Origin of the sequence: Nonomuraea sp. NPDC049400, assembly GCF_044466425.1 — a bacterium.
Lineage (GTDB): Bacteria > Actinomycetota > Actinomycetes > Streptosporangiales > Streptosporangiaceae > Nonomuraea.
In genome coordinates this window covers 65,009-82,984 of sequence record NZ_JBITMP010000031.1, presented here as the reverse complement: position 1 = coordinate 82,984, position 17,976 = coordinate 65,009, and the positions used below count along the sequence as shown (strand labels likewise).

Below are 17,976 nucleotides of genomic sequence, written 5' to 3'. Positions count from 1 at the left end.
AAGGGATGAGATCCGGTGCAGTTCAATGTGCGGCCCTACGTCTGCGGCGCCCTGGGCCGGATCGACACCGCCATGCTCGGCAAGCTGACCGCCGCCGGCCCGCGGGTCCTGCCGGCGCTCCAGTCGCCCGAGGCGGCGCTGTTCAGCTCCACGCCGCTGCCGCCCTACCAGCGCGCGGGAAACACGTTCGCGTTCGCCTGGGGCGAGCGCAAGCCGGCCGTCGCCGACGACTGGATTGCGGTGGCGGAGACGTACGAGACGCCCGGGCTGATCGGCGACGGCGAGCGTGTCACGCTGCACACGGGCGCCCTGGGGCTCGTGGACGTCTACTACGTGCGCCACGGCGACGCGGTCTACTTCTCGTCCCTGATCCAGCCGCTGCTCAGCCTCGTGCCGATCGAGATCGACTGGTCGGCGTGGGCCTCGATCATCCAGGTGACCTTCCCCCTGGGCGAGGCGACGCCGTACGCCGACGTCAAGCGGCTGCCGGGGTCGAGCGCGCTGGTGTGGCGGCACGGCCTGCTCGCGACCGAGCGCAGGCTGCCCCGCTGGCTGCGCACGGAGCCGTACGAGTCGTGGATCAGCCCTCGCGAGATCGTCGACCTGCTCCACGAGGTCTATGAGGACTACGACGGCCGCAAGCTGCTGGTCCCGGTCAGCGGCGGCTACGACTCCCGGCTGCTGGCCAGCGTGGCCAAGGCTCGCGGCATGGATGTCGAGTCGTGGACGACCAGCCCCGACGACGGCACCGACACCGACATCGCGTTCGCCAGATCGATCACCATGGAGCTGGGCATCCCGCACCGGGTGATCACCCAGGACGCCGCCGACTACCCCGATGACGCGGTCGAGGTGGCCCGCAGGCTCGAGTACCTCACGCCTCATCACGCCTGGTACGCGCCCTTCGCCAAGGAGGTGCACGGCGCGGGCCGGATCCTCATCGACGGCCTGGCGGGCGGGCCGCTGCTGAAGAACTTCATGGTCAGCGGGGCCGCGCTGGAGGCCAGGACGCAGGCGGAGCGCTCCGCCGCCGTCCTCGGCTCGCTGTCGCTGGGCGCGCCCTCGCAGCCGTTCCTGTCCGCTGCCGCCGCCGAGTGGATGGCGGAGACCGTACGCGAGCAGTTCGCGGCCGCCACGTCCATGCTCCACGGGCACCGGGCGGAGCTGCCGCTCTCGGTGCTGCACACCAGGACCGTGCGGGGCATCGCGCGCTCGGCGGTCAACCTGGTGGGGCCCGAGGCGTCATTCGCGGCGCCGTTCATCGACCCGCGTTTCTTCGACGCCGCCCTCTCGGTCGGCGTGGCCCGCAAGGACAAGGGCCGTTTCTACCGCGAGGTGCTCCACGCGGCCAACCCACGGGTGGCCGCACTCCCCTCGACCAATGTGGTCAAGCAGCCACTCCAGAGGGTGCCGCTACGGTCCACGGCCGCTCCCGCCCGAAATTATTCGCACCGCATGCTGGAGACTGTGGTGAGACGGGTGCCTGGGCTGCTGTCGGACGAGCTGCACGAGGTGATCGCCGGCGGGCCCGACGCTCTGACCAGGTTCAACGGCTGGAACGACCGCTTCTGGGTGCGGGGATTGGTGCTTTTCGGGCTGTGGCTGAGCGACTTCGAGAACGACCTCTCGGACGTCGCGCCACCTTTTTAGTGAACTCTGGGTAACGGGGTGATTACAGGCGGATCTCCGGGGTACTAACCCCGGCACAGCAGAAGCGGGTTCCGGAAAGCCACCGGGCTGGTAGTGTTCGGCCCGTAAGCGCCGCACAAACGGGCACCAGATCACAAATCAGGTCTCGTCAAGGGCAGTGGGGTTCGCAGGGATGACGACTCCACGCGGCGCGGTCACCAGATAAACGCCGGGGTAACCGGTGACTTCGTCCTGCCCACATCTCTTCCTGTGAGCGACATATGATCAACGCATCCCCAATGCCGGAGCCGATCTCCGAGGCGTTCGTCTCGGAGGATCCAGCCTGGTACAAGCGGGCGGTGTTCTACGAGGTTCTCGTCCGGGGGTTCAAGGACTCCAACGGCGACGGCACCGGCGACCTGCGCGGTCTCATCGAGAAGCTGGGCTACCTCGAGTGGCTCGGCGTGGACTGCCTGTGGCTGTTGCCGCTGTACGAGTCGCCGCTGCGCGACGGCGGTTACGACATCTCGGACTACATGAAGATCCTCCCTGACTTCGGTGACCTGGGGGATTTCGTGCAGCTGATCGAGAAGGCTCACGAGCGTGGCCTGCGGATCATCACCGACCTGGTGATGAACCACACAAGCGATCGCCACCCCTGGTTCCAGGCGTCCCGGCACGACCCCGAGGGTCCGTACGGCGACTTCTACGTGTGGGCCGACCACCCCACGGCCTACCCCGACGCGCCGGTGATCTTCATCGGGGCCGAGGAGTCCAACTGGACCTACGACCCGGTGCGCAAGCAGTACTACTGGCACCGCTTCTTCCACCACCAGCCGGACCTGAACTATGACAACCCGGCTGTGCAGGAGGCCATGCTTGAGGTCCTGCGGTTCTGGCTGGACCTGGGCATCGACGGCTTCCGGCTGGACGCGGTGCCCTACCTGTTCGAGCGCGAGGGCACGGCGTGCGCCGGGCTGCCGGAGACGCACGCGTACCTGAAGAAGATCAGGACCGAGGTGGACCGGCTCTACCCCGACCGGGTGCTGCTGGCCGAGGCCAACGGCTGGCCCGAGGACGTGGTGGAGTACTTCGGCGACCCCACCACGGGGGGCGACGAATGCCACATGGCCTTCCACTTCCCGCTCATGCCGCGCATCTACATGGCGGTCAAGAAGGAGACCCGCGAGCCGATCTCCGAGATCATGTCGCGCACGCCCAAGCTGCCAGAGAAGGCGCAGTGGGGCATCTTCCTGCGTAACCACGACGAGCTCACGCTCGAGACGGTGACCGAGGAAGAGCGCGACTACATGCACAACGAGTACGCCAAGGACCCGCGCATGCGGGCCTACCTGGGCATCCGCCGGCGGCTCGCCCCGCTGCTCGACAACGACCGCGACCGGATCGAGCTGTTCACGGCGCTGCTGCTGAGCCTGCCCGGCTCGCCGATCATGTACTACGGCGACGAGATCGGCATGGGCGACAACATCTGGCTGGAGGACCGCGACGCGGTCCGCACGCCGATGCAGTGGAGCCCCGACCGCAACGCCGGCTTCTCCGCGGCCGATCCCGGGCGGCTCTACCTGCCCGCGGTCATGGACCCGATCTACGGCTACCAGGCGGTCAACGTGGAGGCCCAGCAGCGCCACGAGGGCTCGCTGCTCCACTTCACCCGCAAGATGCTGGAGATCCGGCGCAAGCACCCGGTGTTCGGCGTGGGGGCGTACACGGAAATGTGGTCCTCGAACCCCGCCGTGCTCACCTACGTCCGCGAGGACCGCGACGACATCATGCTGTGCGTGAACAACCTGTCGAAGTTCCCGCAGCCGGTCGAGCTGGACCTGCGCAGGTTCGAGGGGATGATCCCGGTCGAGGCGCGGGGCGGGGTGCAGTTCCCGCCGATCGGCGAGCTGCCGTACCTGCTCACCCTGCCGGGACACGGCTTCTACTGGTTCGCGCTGAAGAAAAAGGCGGCTCTCAGCGGGAAGTGACCGGCACCTGGGCACGGGCCGCGCGGCGGGCGGGAATGAGCGCCACCGCGAGGGCCGTGCCCACGGCGACCACGACGGCGACGGCCAGCGTCAGGGCCGAGGGCGCCCGCCCGATGCCCGCGCCGACGCCGCTCGTGTGGCCCTGCAGGTCGATCAGCCCGGTCACGACGGACATGCCCGCGGCGGCGCCCGCGCCGACCCCGAGCACGACCAGCAGCCCCGTGCCCGTCACGAGCGTGGCCATGACCTGGCGCGGCGTCAGGCCCATGGCTTTCAGCACGGCCAGGTCGAAGGCGTGGTCACGCAGGCCGAGCGCGCTGGCGGTGAGCAGGTTGGCCAGGCTGATCAGCAGGAGCACGGCGATCAGCGCCACGATCACCACCCGGATGATCGACAGCCGGTCCGCCGGGTTGACCGCGGTCTGGATGTCCAGGCTCTCACCCGACTCGGCCAGCAGCCGCCCGCGCACCTCGGCCTTGTCCGCGCCCGGTTTCAGGGCCAGCGCGTAGAACTCGGGCGGCACCGAGTCCTTGGCCGCCAGGCTGTCGAGCCCCACTGAGATCACTTCGCCGTCCAGATCAGGCTCGACGGTCCTGCCGACGATCCTGACGATCAGCGGCGTGCCGCCCACGGTCAGCCGCACCCGGTCGCCGATCTTGACGCCGAGCAGGTCGAGCAGGCCCTGACCGGCCACCGCCTCGCCCTGGCGGTCGTACATGCGGCCCTCGACCACGGGGAACGGGTAGGGCTCCGTCGAACTGCCGATGGCCCGGACGCGGACCGAGCGGGCCTCGCCCGGGGCCAGGGCGTTCACGTCGGCGCCCGGGTAGACCTGGGCCACGTCCCTGTCCAGCTCGGCGAGGCGCTTGGCCTCGGCCGGCTCCAGCTGCGCCAGCCTGCCGGGCCTGACGTACAGGCTGGCGTGCTGGCCGACCTGCTCGGGGTGGTCGGCGAAGTTGTCCAGCGTGGCCCATACGCCGAGCCCGATCGTGATCATCATCATCGGCACGGCCACCCCGAACGCCGTCAGGAACGCGGGGACCCGCCGGGTGAAGGCGTCCCTGGTGCCGAGGACGAGCGCGGGCGGCAGGCGTACCAGCAGGGCCAGCCGGGCCAGCCTGGACAGGTGGCCGCGCGGCGGCAGGGCGGGCGCGTCGGGGATCGGCGGCGTGCGGCCGCCGCGCCACGCGGGCACCCCAACCGCGGCCAGCACCACCAGTGCCGTGCCCGCGACGATGGCCAGCACGGGGATGGGCGCCACGGACGTCGCGCCGAGCACCACCGCCGTCACGCCCCAGCCCACCACTGCGCCGATCGCGACGCCGAGCAGCCCCAGAGCGCCGTGCTCGACCAGGAGCAGCAGCGCGATCTGGCCCCTGGTGAAGCCCATCGACTTGAGCGTGGCCAGGTCGCGGAGCTGGCCCAGCACCCGGCCGCCGGCGGCGTTGGCCACCGCGAGCGCCGCGGCCACGAGCCCGACCACCCCGAACAGCGCCAGCAGCGTGCCCAGCAGCCGGTTGTCCAGCTCCATGGCCGCCCGGACCTCGCGCCAGGTGTAGACGCGCTGGAGGTCGTCCTCCAGCATGACGACCACCCGCTGCGAGACCACCTGCGTGGCGTCGGGGTCGGCCAGGCGCAGCCCCGTCACCCACTCGCTGCGGCTCAGCATGGGCTCGATGCGGTTGAGCATGGCGGGCAGCACGTAGGCCAGGCCAGGCGTCCACTGGGGGTAGAAGCCCTGCTCGGCGGAGTCGGCGATGCCGCGTACGTACAGGGTGTGGCGCTCACCGCTGAGCGCGATGATCGTGAAGGGCGCGCCGATCCTGAGCCGCAGCGAGGTGGCGAAAGAGCGCTCTACGACCACCCCGTCGGGCTGCGAGGAGTCCAGCCACCTGCCCTCGGCCACCACCGGGTGCGCCACCTGCGGCGGCGTGGCGGGCATCGCGCGCAGCGCAGCAGGCTCCTTCTTGCCCTCCTGCGCCACGGTCACGGGCGCCGACCGGTACGGGCCTGCGACCTGCGTCACGCCGTCGATGCCGCCCAGGGCCACCTGGGGGCTGTCGTCGGTGTAGAGCCAGACATGCGCGCCGTCGGTCTGGGCGAACAGGCTCCGCCACGGGTTGGTGCCGTCCTCGAGCAGGGTCGCCGCGGTGATCAGCGCGGCCACTATCCCGGCCACGGTCAGCACGGTCAGCACCGCCTGGGCCTTCCTGGCCCGCAGGTCGGCCCTGATCCACCGGCTCCCCGCCAAAGTGGCGCTCACAGGTCCTCCTTCGTCGGACCTGTGAGCGCTGCGCTGCTGTGTCCGATTGTTCCCTCGCTTCGCTCGCTCACCTAAGATCGATCACCTCACCGGCCGTCCCCGTGCGCCTGCGCGAGATGCGGCCGTCGTCCACGATCTCCCCGTCGAACAGGGACACCAGCCGGTCGGCCAGGCTGGCCACGCGGGCGTCGTGGGTGACCATGACGATCGTCTGTCCCTCCTTGTGGACGTCGCTGAGCAGGCGGAGCACGTCACGGGTGTTGCGGCTGTCGAGGTTGCCGGTCGGCTCGTCGGCCAGCAGCACGCTGGGCTGGTTGGCCAGCGCCCTGGCCAGCGCGACCCGCTGCTGCTCGCCGCCGGACAGCTGGGCGGGCGAGGCGTCGGCGCGGTCGGTGAGGTTGAGCGCGCCGAGCAGGCTCTCCCTGCGCTCGCGGGCCACCTTGGGCGAGGCCCCGGCCAGCAGCGCGGGCAGCTCGACGTTGTCGCCGACGGTCATGTTGGCGACGAGGTTGAAGAACTGGAAGACGAACCCGACCTTCTTGCGCCGCAGCAGCGCCCACGCGCTCTCGGAGAGCGTGTCGACCCGCTTGCCGTCGAGCCAGATCTCGCCGCTGGTCCTGGTGTCGAGCCCGCCCAGCATGTGGACGAGCGTGGACTTCCCGGAGCCGGAAGGACCCATGATCGCGACGAACTCACCCGGCTCGACCTGCAGGTCCACCCCGCGCACGGCAGGCACGGGCACCGCGCCATCCTGGTAGATTTTGACCAGATTGACCGTTTTCACAACCGCGCTCATGCCAGATCCTCCTGACAACGCTCCAGCCAGTCAAGATCCGCCTGCAGATGCAGCATGGCGCCCTCGATGAGGAGCGTCGCGACCCGGTCGGTCGGCGGTGTGCGGGCGAGGAGGTCGTTGAGATCGCTCATGAGCGACAGGTAGTGGCGGCGCTGCCGGCTGATCAGCGCCATCCGGTCGGCGATGCCGGTGAGGGGGGCGAGCACGAGCTTCATGAAGAACTCGTCGCGCACCCTGGGGCCTTCCGTGGGCTCGTCCACCCAGGTGGTGAGCACTTCGCGACCCTTGGCCGTGAGGTAGTAGACCTTCTTGTTGGGCCGGTTGGACTGCTCGACGCCCACCGCCCTGATCAGACCGTCCTTCTCCAGCCTGCCGAGCGTGACGTAGATCTGGCCGATGTTGGGGGAGGGATAGGCGCTGCCGAACGTCTGCTCCAGCGCCTGCCTGAGCTCGTAGCCGTGAGCCGGCTCTTTGGCCAGGAGCGCCAGCAGGTGAAGCCGCACTGCCGCACCTCCCCGCCGTGTTACGAATGCGTTACGTAGGTATCCGTTGACCTACAGATTACAGCTGTGCATAACATGAATGCATCTACCTAACACGTATGTAACCCCTCTGACCTTGGAGGAAACAGAGGTGCGCTCGCTGACGCTCGCCTTGGCCGTGCTCCTCGTCGCGGCCGGATGCGCGCCTGCGGGCGACGAGGACGGCGGCGACACGGGTACGGGCGGCACAGGCCCCATCACGTTCGCCACCGGACGCGACACCACGGCATACCTGCAACCGCTGCTGGACCGCTGGAACCAAGCCCACCCCGCGGAGAAGGTGACGCTGCTGGAACTGCCCGAGGCCGCCGACGAGCAGCGCGCTCAGATGGTGGCCAACCTCCAGGCCAAGAGCAGCCGGTACGACGTACTGGGGCTCGACGTGGTCTGGACCGCCGAATTCGCGGAGAACGGCTGGATCATCCCCCTGGAGCGCGGGTTGTTCCCGCTCGACAGGTTCCTGCCGCCCGTCGTGGAAACGGCGGTCTACAAGAACAAGCTCTGGGCCGTCCCGTACACGAGCAACGCGGGGCTGCTCTATTACCGGGCCGACCTGGTCAAGAAGCCGCCGCGGACGTGGGCGGAGCTTCGCGACCAGGCACGACAAATCACGAAAAAGCACGATATTGGAGGCTATGCCGGGCAGTTTCTGGCGTACGAAGGGCTCACCGTCAACTTCTCCGAGGCCCTGCAGTCCGCCGGCGGGCAGATCGTCAACCGGGACGGCACGGAGGTGACCCTCGATCCGGCCAAGGCTCAGATCGCGCTCGACTTCCTGCTCCAGGGACGGCGCGAGGGCTGGATACCCGAGAACTCGCTGAACTACAAGGAAGAGGAGTCGCGCCTGGCCTTCCAGGAGGGCCGGCTGGCCTTCGCCCGCAACTGGCCGCACGCGTACGGCCCCGCCAGGGCGAAGCTGGGCAAGAAGCTGGGCGTGACCCGGCTGCCCGGGCTCAACGGCCCCGGGTCCAGCACGCTGGGCGGCGCCAACCTGGCGATCAGCGCGTACTCCAAGCATCAGCACACGGCGCAGGAGTTCATCCGCTACTTCACGAGCCTGGAGAACGAGCGCCGCGTGCTCACCGAGGGCTCGTTCCCGCCCGTGTGGACCGAGCTCTACGACGATCCCGCCCTGATCAGGCGCTTCCCCTACCTGCCCGTGCTCAAGGAGAGCATCCTCGCGGCCAAGGCACGGCCGGTGAGCGCCAACTACAACCAGCTGAGCCTGGTGATCGCCAGTTCGGTCGCCAAGGCGCTCGGCAACCCCTCCACCGAGTCCGCCGACGACGTCGCGGCCTCCATGAAGTCAGAACTCGAAGAGATCATCAGAACCCAGTGAGGCAGCAATGCGAAAAGCCAGAGCAGCAGTCATCCTGGCCGGGCTCGCGGTAGCCGTCGCCGCCTGCGGCAACGCCCCCACGACCACCGCCCCCACCGATTCGGGTTCCGCGTCGGCTCCCGCCGGCGGCGCCAAGCCGCTCCAGGGCGTGAAGCTCGAGGTCGCCGCCAAGTGGACCGGCGACGAGCAGAAGAACTTCGAGCAGGTGCTCAAGGCCTTCACCGACAAGACCGGCGCCGAGGTCACCTACGCCTCCACCGGTGAGGACACCGGCGCCTACCTCGGCCCGCGCATCCAGGGCAAGAACCCGCCGGACGTGGCCATCCTCCCGCAGCCGGGTCTGGTGCAGCAGTACGGCAAGCAGAACGCGCTCAAGCCGCTGTCCGACGACGTCATCAAGGAGATCGACGCCAACTACACCCCGTACTGGAAGGAGCTCGGCTCCTACAACAGCCAGGTGTACGGCGTGCTGATCAAGGCGGCGCACAAGTCGCTGGTCTGGTACCGGGCGCAGGCGTACGACGACGCGGGCGTGCAGCCGGCGACCACCTGGGACGAGCTGATCAAGAACGCGCAGACCATCGCCGACTCCGGCACCGCACCGTTCTCGTTCTGCGGCGCCTCCGGCTGGACGCTGACCGACCTCTTCGAGAACATCTACCTGTCCACCGCCGGGCCCGAGAACTACGACAAGCTCTCCAAGCACGAGATCCCGTGGACGGACCCGACCGTGACCACGGCGCTGGAGAAGATCCAGCAGATCATCGGCAAGAAGGAGTTCCTGGTCGACGGCAACGCCGGCGCCCTGCAGACCGACTTCCCGACCTGCGCGACCAAGGTCTACGGCACCAAGAAGGCGGCCATGGTGATCGAGGCCGACTTCGTGGCGGTCACCGCTGTGCAGTCGAAGGCCAAGGTGGGCGAGGACGCCAAGTACTTCCCGTTCCCCAAGGCCGGTGACACGGCGCCCGTCGTCCTGGGCGGCGACGTCGCGGTCGCGATGAAGGACTCCCCTGGTGCGATGGCACTGCTGCAGTTCCTGGCCTCCAAGGAGGGCGGCGAGGTCTGGGCCAAGCTGCCCGGCTACCTGTCGCCCAACAAGAACGTCTCGCCCGACAACTACCCCGACGAGCTGACCAAGCAGCTCGGCCAGACGATCGTCTCGGCCGGCGACACCGTCCGCTACGACATGTCGGACCTGGCGCCGAGCGCGTTCGGCGGCACCGACGGCAAGGGCGAGTGGAAGGCGCTGCAGGACTTCCTGCGCAACCCGAGCGACATCAAGGGCACGCAGGCCACACTCGAAGCCGAGGCCAAGAAGGCCTGGAAGTAGAGAGGTAAGGCCGTGACCGAACGGTTGGACGGCCCGCAGCAGGTCCCGCCCGCGGAAATCGCGGGCGGGCCCGCCACCGGACCGGCTGAAACCCCCCGTACAGACCGACGCCTCGGCCCCTCGCCGGCGGTCGCCATCGCCTTCCTCCTCCCGGCGGCGCTCCTGCTGGGCATCTGGGTGGTCTATCCGATCGTCTACTCCATCTTCCGGAGCCTGTTCGACTCGGCGGGCACCGGATTCGTGGGACTGGGCAACTACGGCACCATCTTCACCGACCCCGGCACGCTCACCACGATCCGCAACAACCTCATTTGGGTCGTCGTCGCGCCGATCCTGGTCACCACGCTGGGACTGATCTTCGCGGTGCTGACCGAGCGGATCAGGTGGGCGACGGCGTTCAAGCTGATCGTGTTCATGCCCATGGCGGTCTCCCTGATGGCGGCCGGCGTGATCTTCCGCTTGGTCTACGAGCAGGACCCCGACAAGGGTCTGGCCAACGCCGTGCTCACCACCGTGCACGACACGTTCTCCTCCTCGCAGGGCTACCCGGAGGCGCGCCCGCGCGAGGGCGACCAGTCGCCCGTCGCCGCCGAGGGCGGCACGGTCGTCACCAAGCAGCCCGTCCAGGCCGGCCAGCCGGTGCTGATCCCCATCGTGGGCGTCAAGCCGGAGATCATGCCGGCCAACGCCCAGGCCGCCAAGGCCCCCGCGGCCGGCGGCGGCCTGTCGGGGACCGTGTGGTTCGACTTCACCCCAGGTGGCGGCGGCAAGAACGGCGCGGTGGACGGCTCGGAGAAGGGCCTGCCGGGCATGACCGTCGAGGCGGTGCAGAACGGCAAGGTCGCCGGGACCGCCACGACGGCCGACGACGGCTCGTTCCGCTTCGAGGGCCTGCCCGCCGGCTCCTATGTCGTACGGCTCCCGCAGTCGAACTTCCAGGCTGCCTACGGCGGCCTGAACTGGCTCGGCGAGGCACTTATCACCCCGGCGATCATCGGCGCGTTCATCTGGGTGTGGGCCGGGTTCGCCATGGTGCTGATCGCGGCGGGCCTCGCGGCGATCCCGCGTGACGCGCTGGAGGCGGCCCGCATCGACGGCGCCACGGAGTGGCAGGTGTTCCGCAAGATCACCGTGCCGCTGCTGTCGCCGGTGCTGCTCGTCGTCTTCGTGACGATGATCATCAATACGCTGAAGGTGTTCGACCTGGTCTTCATCATCGCGCCGGGCTCGGTCCAGCCCAAGGCGAATGTGATCGCGCTGGAGATGTGGCGCGTGTCGTTCGGCGGCGGGAACAACCAGGGCCTGGGCAGCGCACTGGCCATCTTCCTGCTGATTCTGGTCCTCCCCTTCATGATCATGAATATCCGCCGGTTCAGGAGGGGAGAGTCATGACCACTGCGACCGCTACCGTGCCGTCCGGGCTCGAGACGGGGGCGCCGCGCAGGAGCGTGCTGAGCAAGATCGTGGACCGGATCGGCAGCACCGCCGTACAGGTGATCATGGTGGTGCTCGGCCTGTTCTGGCTGGTGCCGACGCTGGGCCTGCTGGTCGTCTCGATGCGCACGACGGATGTCAACAACGCCGAAGGCTGGTGGACAGTCTTCACCAAGCCGGCCGAGCTGACCCTCGCCAACTACCAGGACCTGCTGGCCAGCGGCTTCACCGCGTCCTTCTGGAACACCGTGGCGATCACGGTGCCGACCACGATCCTGGTGATCGGCATCGCGGCCATGGCCGCCTACGCGTTCGCGTGGATGGAGTTCCCCGGGCGGGACCTGGGTTTCCTCATCGTGGTCGGCCTGCTGATCGTGCCCATCCAGATCGCGCTGATCCCCATCGCGTCCTTCTACGGAGGCATCGGGATCTTCGGCTCGATCCCGGGCGTGGTGCTGTTCCACACCGCGTTCGGCCTGCCGTTCGCGATCTTCCTGCTCCGCAACTTCTTCGTCGGCATCCCCGCCTCGTTGCTGGAGGCGGCCAGGATGGACGGGGCGCCGGAGTGGAAGATCTTCGTGTCGGTGGTGTTCCCGCTGGGCAAGCCCGCCATCGCCTCGCTCGGCATCTTCCAGTTCCTGTGGGTGTGGAACGACATGCTCATCGCGCTGGTCTTCGCCAACCCCGACAACCAGCCGATGACCAAGGCCCTGCAGTCTCAGATGCGGCAGTTCGGGTCGAACGTCGACATCCTCTCGTCCGGTGCGTTCCTGTCGCTGATCATTCCGCTGGTCCTGTTCTTCGCGTTCCAGCGGTACTTCGTCCAGGGCATGATGGCCGGATCTGTTAAGTAGCGGTTACGAGTGCCCGCCCGTCGGCGTGGCGGGCACCCGTAACGCCGGCTCGCGCGGTTTAGATGGTCCTTCATGAAGCGTCTTCTCGCCCTCGCCGCAGCAGCCTTCATCACCCTCCCCCTCGCCCCCGCCGTCGCGCACGACGCCCAGCCCGGCGCGCCGGGCGCGGGCGACCCCTACTTCCCCGAGCAGGGGAACGGCGGCTACGACGCCGGCCACTACGACCTCACGCTCGACTACGACCCGAGCTCCAACCGCCTGGCCGGGGTGGCGCGGATCTCGGCGCGCGCCACGCAGGCGCTGAGCCGGTTCGACCTGGACCTCGTCAGCACGCTCTCGGTGCGCTCCGTGACGGTTGACGGCCGGGCCGCCACGTTCTCCCAGAGCGGCTCGGAGCTGGTGATCACTGCCGCACTGTCCCCCGGACGGGATTTCTCCGTCGAGGTCCGGTACGACGGCAGGCCGGCGCACGTCGTCGACCCCGACGGCTCCCGGGACGGATGGATCCGGACGAGCGATGGCGTGTTCAACGCCAACGAGCCTCAGGGCGCGATGACCTGGTACCCCGGCAATCACCACATGACAGACAAGGCCACCTACCGCTTCACCGTGACCGTGCCCAGCACCCGGGTGGCCGTCGCCAATGGTGATCTGGTGGCGAAGGAGTCGAGGGGCGAGCGCACCACGTACGTATGGGACTCCCGCGAGCCGATGGCGAGTTACCTGGCCACGGTGTCGATCGGGAAATTCCAGCTCTCCGACACCCGGGTCGGCCGCTACCGCGTGATCACCGCCGTGGACCCCAAGCTCGCCGACGGCGCCCAGGGCTTCGCCGAACGGCACGCTCCCGTGCTCGACTACTTCAGCTCGCTCTTCGGCCCGTACCCGTTCTCCTCCACCGGCGGGATCGCCGACCACGCGCCGGAGGTCGGCTACGCCCTGGAGACCCAGAGCCGGCCCGTCTACCCCCGCGTGCCGAGCGAGTCATTGCTGGCCCACGAGCTGGCGCACCAGTGGTTCGGCGACTCCGTTACGCCGACGCGCTGGCGCGACATCTGGCTCAACGAGGGCTTCGCCACATACGCGCAATGGCTCTGGGCGGACAAGCAGGGCACCCGCACCGTGCAGAGCTCGTTCGACACGGCCTACGCGCGGGCCGCCGACGACGACTTCTGGCAGACGCCCCCTGCCGACCCGGGCGGCCCGGCCAACCTCTTCCACGACCCGGTCTACGACCGCGGCGCGATGACGCTGCACGTCCTGCGCCGCACGGTGGGCGACGACGCCTTCTTCACGATCCTGCGCACGTGGGCCTCTGACCACAAGTACGGCAATGCCGACACGGCCGCCTTCATCGCCCTGTCGGAGCGGGTGTCCGGCAAGCAGCTCGACGCCCTCTTCGACGCCTGGCTCTTCAAGCCGGGCAAGCCGTCGCTGTGATCATTCTGGTACGGCTTGAGCCGATGTTTCGGCAGCAAGCCGTACCAGACCTAGATAAGCTCAACGGCCATGGTCGGTCGTCCCTTGAACGAAGTCGTCGAAGCCGGATGGGCCCACGCCCTCGAGCCCGTCGGCGAGCAGATCTCCCAGATGGGCGAGTTCCTGCGTAAGGAAATCGCCGAAGGCAGGCAGTACCTGCCCGCGGGCGCGCATGTGCTGCGTGCTTTCAACCAGCCCTTCGACGAGGTCAAGGTGCTGATCGTGGGCCAGGACCCCTACCCCACACCCGGTCACCCGGTCGGCCTGTCGTTCTCGGTGGCTCCCGAGGTGCGGCCGCTGCCGGGCAGCCTGGTCAACATCTACAAGGAGATGGAGACCGACCTCGGCCTCCCCCGCCCCGCCAACGGCGACCTGACGCCATGGGCCGAGCAGGGCGTCCTGCTGCTCAACAGGGTCCTCACCGTGATGCCCGGCAAGCCCGCCTCCCACCGGGGCAAGGGCTGGGAGCAGGTCACCGAGCAGGCCATCCACGCGCTCGTGGCCCGAAACAAGCCGATGGTCGCCATCCTCTGGGGCCGCGACGCGCGCAATCTGGCGCCCATGCTGGGCGACGTCCCCCGCATCGAGTCCGCCCACCCCTCCCCGCTCTCGGCCCGCAGCGGCTTCTTCGGCTCGCGCCCGTTCAGCCGGGCCAATGAGCTGCTCATTCAGCAGGGCGCCACCCCTGTCGAGTGGAAGCTGCCCTAAAGTCGTCGCCATGAGTGATGAACCGAAATTCCTGCGCCTCACGGTCGAGCTGACCGTCGAGGTGCTCGACGTTGACGCGCTGCAGGCGGCGGCGCTGGCCGAGATCAGGCACCCCGACGCCGATCTCACCGAAGAGGAGCGCACCGAGCAGGCCGAGCTGGTCGCCTCCGACGAGACCGGCGCCTCGGCGCTGCAGTGGCTGATCGAGCCCGACCACGTGCTGCAGCTCGTCGACCACATCACCGAGATCGAGCCGCGCGAGGCCGTGCTCGGGGTGGAGCCGTCGGAGGGGCCGAGCGAGGAAGAGGAAGACGAGCACGACCACGCGTGACGTACTGCGGCGGCCACGGCGTTCGGAAACGTCGTGGCTTTCGCGAGGCTTCGTCACGGCGGGTGCGCGGGGCCTTTCGCCGGCGCGTCGGGGTCGTTCCGCATGCCGGGCCGACTCGGGACCTCGCTAAGATCGAAACCCTCCGGCAGACCGCAAGGGGGCAGCAGTGATCGTCGCATTCTCCATCACCCCGCTGGGCGTCGGCGAAGGGGTCGCCGAGCCCGTCGCCCGCGCCGTCAAGGTGGTCCGCGACAGCGGGCTGCCCAACCGGACTGATGCGATGTTCACCACGATCGAGGGCGAGTGGGACGAGGTCATGGACGTCGTCAAGCGCGCGGTGGACGCGGTGGCGGAGGTCGCGCCCCGGGTGAGCCTGGTGCTCAAGGCCGACCTCCGTGAAGGGGTCAGGGACGGGATGACCAGCAAGCTCGAGTCCCTGGAACGCCACCTCTCCCCCTGACCCCCACACCCCTGGCTCCGGGGTTGATCGTCCTCCAGGAGCCATTCACGCGCCTGTAGACGCGGAACCGCGCTCTCCCGCTGCGGCCCGCGTTGCCGTTTGGTGTGCGATCGTCCCCACCTGGGCCTCCACCATGCGCCGTCCTGAGCACCACGACGGGCCGTCCTGAGCACCGCGATGAGCCATCGCGATGAGCCAACCTGGGCACCACGACGAGCCGTCCTGCCCCACGATGAGCCGTTCGTCGGACACCAGCCCAGCCCCGCGTCGCGCCCTCCGAGCCGGTTCGCATCTCCGCCCCAATCTCCACATCCACCCCCACCCTCACCCTAAATCGAGATATGTCTTGACCCGACCTTTAGACGCGACATATCGTGTCGCTCAGCCGCAAACGCGATACTACGCGTTCCCGGAGGTGGAGAAGCATGGAACAAGAGCGGGTCCCCGTCCTCGTGGTGGGCGGTGGGTACGCGGGTCTGAGCACGGCGATGCTCCTGGCGTGGCGCGACGTACCCGTCATGCTGGTGGAGAAGCATCCGAGCACCTCGGTCCAGCCGAAGGCGTTCGGCGTCGGCCCGCGAGCCGTCGAGCTGCTGCGTCCCGTACCGGGCATAGAGCAGGAGCTCAGCGAAATCTGGCAGGGCATCGGCGAGAGCATGCGCATAGCCATCGCCAAGAGCCTCGCCGACCCGAATCCCCACATGATCATGAACGACGAGCGTGAGGACCTGGCCTTCCTGGCCGACATCACGCCCGTCGCGCAGGTGGGGGCGCCGCAGGCCGAGATCGAGCGGCTGCTGCGGTTCAAGGCCGAGGAACTGGGCGCCGACCTGCGCTTCTCGACCGAGCTGGTCTCGCTGGAGCAGGACGACGACGGCGTGACGGCGGTCATCCGCGACGAGAGCGGGGACCACCTCGTGCGGGCCGACTACGTGGTGGCCGCCGACGGGTACCGGAGCCCGCTTCGCAGCCGCCTCAACGTGCCTGTTTCAGGCAAGGGCGAGCTGGGCCAGATGTGCTCGATCATGTTCGACGCCGACCTGACCGGGCTGGTGCGCGAGCGCGAGGTCACGCTCTGGTACCTGCAGAACGACGTCTTCACCGGCGTGATCGTGACCGGCACCGGGGTGGGAGCGCACGTGCTGGGCGTCAACTACGCCGAGGGCGAGAGCGAGGCGGACTTCACCGAGGAGCGCTGCACAGACCTGGTACGGATCGCGACCGGCCGGCCGGATCTGAACGTCCGCGTGCTGGACAAGACGTCCTTCGCCATGGCGCATGTGCTGGCCGACGCATACCGCGTGGGCCGAGTCTTCTTCGCCGGGGACGCGGCTCACACCATGCCGCCCACCGGCGGACAGGGCGGCAGCACGGCACTCCAGGACGGCTGCGACCTCGCCTGGCGTCTCTGGCTGGTCGTCACGGGCCAGGCAGGGCCCGCCTTCCTCGACACGTACGACGCCGAACGCCGCCCGATCAGCACCCTGACGGCCGACGCCCAGCTCGCCAACCTCGGCGTGCGCATGCCTCCCGCGGCCCGCGCCGGTTACCCGGAACCCCTCGAGGACCCTTTGGGCGCCATCATCGGATTCCGCTATCACTCCACGGCGATCCTGGACGAACCCGGCGACGACGGCTCGATCCTGGAGGACCCCCGCGTACCGAACGGACGCCCCGGCAGCCGCGCCCCTCACGTGACCCTCGACTGGGAGGGGCAGCGCATCTCGACCATCGACCTGTTCGGCTCCGGTTTCGTGCTGCTGGCCGACAGGGAGGGGGGCCAGCTCTGGATGGACGCCGGGCGCGTGATCAAGGAACGGCTGGGGATCCAGCTCACGCGGGTGGTGGTGGATGAGGAGCTGATGGACGTGGAGGAGCGCTTCCGGGAGCGGTACGGAGTCAGCGGGGGCGGCGCCGTACTGGTCCGGCCGGACGGCTATGTGGCCTGGCGCTCCGCCGGCCCCGCCGCGGACCCGGCAGCGACCCTGGAGCACGTCCTGAGGCAGGTCCTCAGCCGCTGACGACCGACCCACCACGGGACGGCCCGGCACCGCTTCCGCCTCCGGTGCCGGGCTCGCCACAGCATCCCCACCCGGCCGCAACCGGATACGAACTCGACCTGACCCCCAGACTCAGCGCCCAGCACAGCCGAGGAGCACTTCCTCGCGGCGAGCCCGCAGCTGGTCACGTAGCCGCTCCAGCTCGCGGCAACGCTCCCCCAGCCGTTCGACCAGGTCATGGACGGCGCTCATCCCCTCCACGCCGGCCTCCATCGCGATGCCGAGCGCCGCCACCTTCCGGACGAACTCGCTCACCACCCCCTCACCACGCAGGACCGCGAACCCGGCCGCCCTGGCACATTCCCAGGCAGGCAGCTCAACATCCAACTCGGCCAGCAACCGCCCGATCTCCAGCAGCTCAGCGCCCCGGGGATCGGCCGACAGGGCCAGCCGCCGCTCCTCACGTGCCAGCAGCTCCTGGTAGAGCTCCCGCGCTGGCCCCACTTCGGCCAGCTCCTGATCCACCTCCGCGAGCACGACCCGGTACGCCCCCAGCCTCGCCTCCCCGAGGGCCACCCGCTCCTGATCCCACAGCTCGGCCGCATCGAGCTCCTGCTGGGCCTCGCGCATCAGACCGGCCACGACCGCGCGACGCTCGTGCAGCATCTCCCATCTGTGGGCCCGCCGGCGGGCCGTATGCAGATCTTCGTCGATCATCTCAAACGGGATCACGTCACTTGGACGGGCAGACGCCCCATTTTGGTTCAGGACAATCAGGCACTTTTATCAACAAATCTGGTCATAGCCGTCTCACCAG

Annotated in this window: 15 protein-coding genes; 11 read left to right on the top strand and 4 right to left on the bottom strand. The window is 68.9% G+C overall.

From position 1 onward, the window contains the following. Positions 1-15 precede the first annotated feature (15 nt). The gene (locus ACIBVN_RS37925; protein ID WP_397144937.1) at positions 16-1,650 is read left to right on the top strand and encodes an asparagine synthetase B family protein; all 1,635 of its coding nucleotides are present in this window, start codon (positions 16-18) and stop codon (positions 1,648-1,650) included. 278 nt (positions 1,651-1,928) lie between these two features. Beyond that, complete coding sequence (gene treS, locus ACIBVN_RS37920; RefSeq protein WP_397144935.1) at positions 1,929-3,620, top strand: maltose alpha-D-glucosyltransferase; 1,692 nt, start codon at positions 1,929-1,931, stop codon at positions 3,618-3,620. Here the strand turns inward: treS and ACIBVN_RS37915 are convergent. From ACIBVN_RS37915 to ACIBVN_RS37905, 3 genes are all read right to left on the bottom strand, one after another. Then, positions 3,607-5,883 carry an FtsX-like permease family protein gene (locus ACIBVN_RS37915; RefSeq protein WP_397144933.1) on the bottom strand — a complete coding sequence of 759 codons (2,277 nt, stop codon included), beginning with the start codon at positions 5,881-5,883 and terminating at the stop codon, positions 3,607-3,609. The two genes, treS and ACIBVN_RS37915, sit on opposite strands and share 14 nt — an antisense overlap. A gap of 67 nt (positions 5,884-5,950) precedes the next feature. Continuing rightward, complete coding sequence (locus tag ACIBVN_RS37910; protein ID WP_397144931.1) at positions 5,951-6,679, bottom strand: ABC transporter ATP-binding protein; 729 nt, start codon at positions 6,677-6,679, stop codon at positions 5,951-5,953. Beyond that, positions 6,676-7,182 carry a PadR family transcriptional regulator gene (locus ACIBVN_RS37905; protein WP_397144929.1) on the bottom strand — a complete coding sequence of 169 codons (507 nt, stop codon included), beginning with the start codon at positions 7,180-7,182 and terminating at the stop codon, positions 6,676-6,678. Before ACIBVN_RS37905 ends, ACIBVN_RS37910 begins: the two co-directional genes overlap by 4 nt. A gap of 130 nt (positions 7,183-7,312) precedes the next feature. Here ACIBVN_RS37905 and ACIBVN_RS37900 point away from each other — a divergent pair, with 130 nt between their 5' ends. The 9 genes from ACIBVN_RS37900 (at position 7,313) to ACIBVN_RS37860 (ending at position 17,180) form a co-directional block, all read left to right on the top strand. Next, positions 7,313-8,560, top strand: coding sequence for an ABC transporter substrate-binding protein (locus tag ACIBVN_RS37900; protein WP_397144927.1), 1,248 nt, complete (start codon positions 7,313-7,315; stop codon positions 8,558-8,560). Between the two features lie 7 nt (positions 8,561-8,567). Then, on the top strand, positions 8,568-9,893 hold the full coding sequence (locus ACIBVN_RS37895) for an ABC transporter substrate-binding protein (RefSeq protein WP_397144925.1): 1,326 nt from the start codon (positions 8,568-8,570) through the stop codon (positions 9,891-9,893). Between the two features lie 12 nt (positions 9,894-9,905). Next, a complete protein-coding gene (locus tag ACIBVN_RS37890; RefSeq protein ID WP_397144923.1) occupies positions 9,906-11,285 on the top strand; it encodes an ABC transporter permease subunit in 1,380 nt (459 codons plus the stop codon). After that, complete coding sequence (locus ACIBVN_RS37885; protein ID WP_397144921.1) at positions 11,282-12,181, top strand: carbohydrate ABC transporter permease; 900 nt, start codon at positions 11,282-11,284, stop codon at positions 12,179-12,181. The genes ACIBVN_RS37890 and ACIBVN_RS37885 overlap by 4 nt, the downstream gene beginning before the upstream one ends. A gap of 72 nt (positions 12,182-12,253) precedes the next feature. Further along, positions 12,254-13,621, top strand: a complete 1,368-nt coding sequence (locus ACIBVN_RS37880; protein WP_397144919.1) for a M1 family metallopeptidase — start codon at positions 12,254-12,256, stop codon at positions 13,619-13,621. A 69-nt stretch (positions 13,622-13,690) separates the two neighbouring features. Then, the gene (locus ACIBVN_RS37875) at positions 13,691-14,368 is read left to right on the top strand and encodes a uracil-DNA glycosylase (protein WP_397144917.1); all 678 of its coding nucleotides are present in this window, start codon (positions 13,691-13,693) and stop codon (positions 14,366-14,368) included. 10 nt (positions 14,369-14,378) lie between these two features. Then, positions 14,379-14,699 carry a hypothetical protein gene (locus tag ACIBVN_RS37870; RefSeq protein ID WP_349450539.1) on the top strand — a complete coding sequence of 107 codons (321 nt, stop codon included), beginning with the start codon at positions 14,379-14,381 and terminating at the stop codon, positions 14,697-14,699. Between the two features lie 166 nt (positions 14,700-14,865). Next, positions 14,866-15,159, top strand: coding sequence for an MTH1187 family thiamine-binding protein (locus ACIBVN_RS37865; RefSeq protein ID WP_397144914.1), 294 nt, complete (start codon positions 14,866-14,868; stop codon positions 15,157-15,159). A 425-nt stretch (positions 15,160-15,584) separates the two neighbouring features. After that, on the top strand, positions 15,585-17,180 hold the full coding sequence (locus ACIBVN_RS37860; RefSeq protein WP_397144912.1) for an FAD-dependent monooxygenase: 1,596 nt from the start codon (positions 15,585-15,587) through the stop codon (positions 17,178-17,180). Between the two features lie 111 nt (positions 17,181-17,291). On the opposite strand, the gene ACIBVN_RS37855 is transcribed toward ACIBVN_RS37860, so the two are convergent. Next, positions 17,292-17,876 carry a hypothetical protein gene (locus tag ACIBVN_RS37855; protein WP_397144910.1) on the bottom strand — a complete coding sequence of 195 codons (585 nt, stop codon included), beginning with the start codon at positions 17,874-17,876 and terminating at the stop codon, positions 17,292-17,294. Positions 17,877-17,976: the final 100 nt, after the last annotated feature.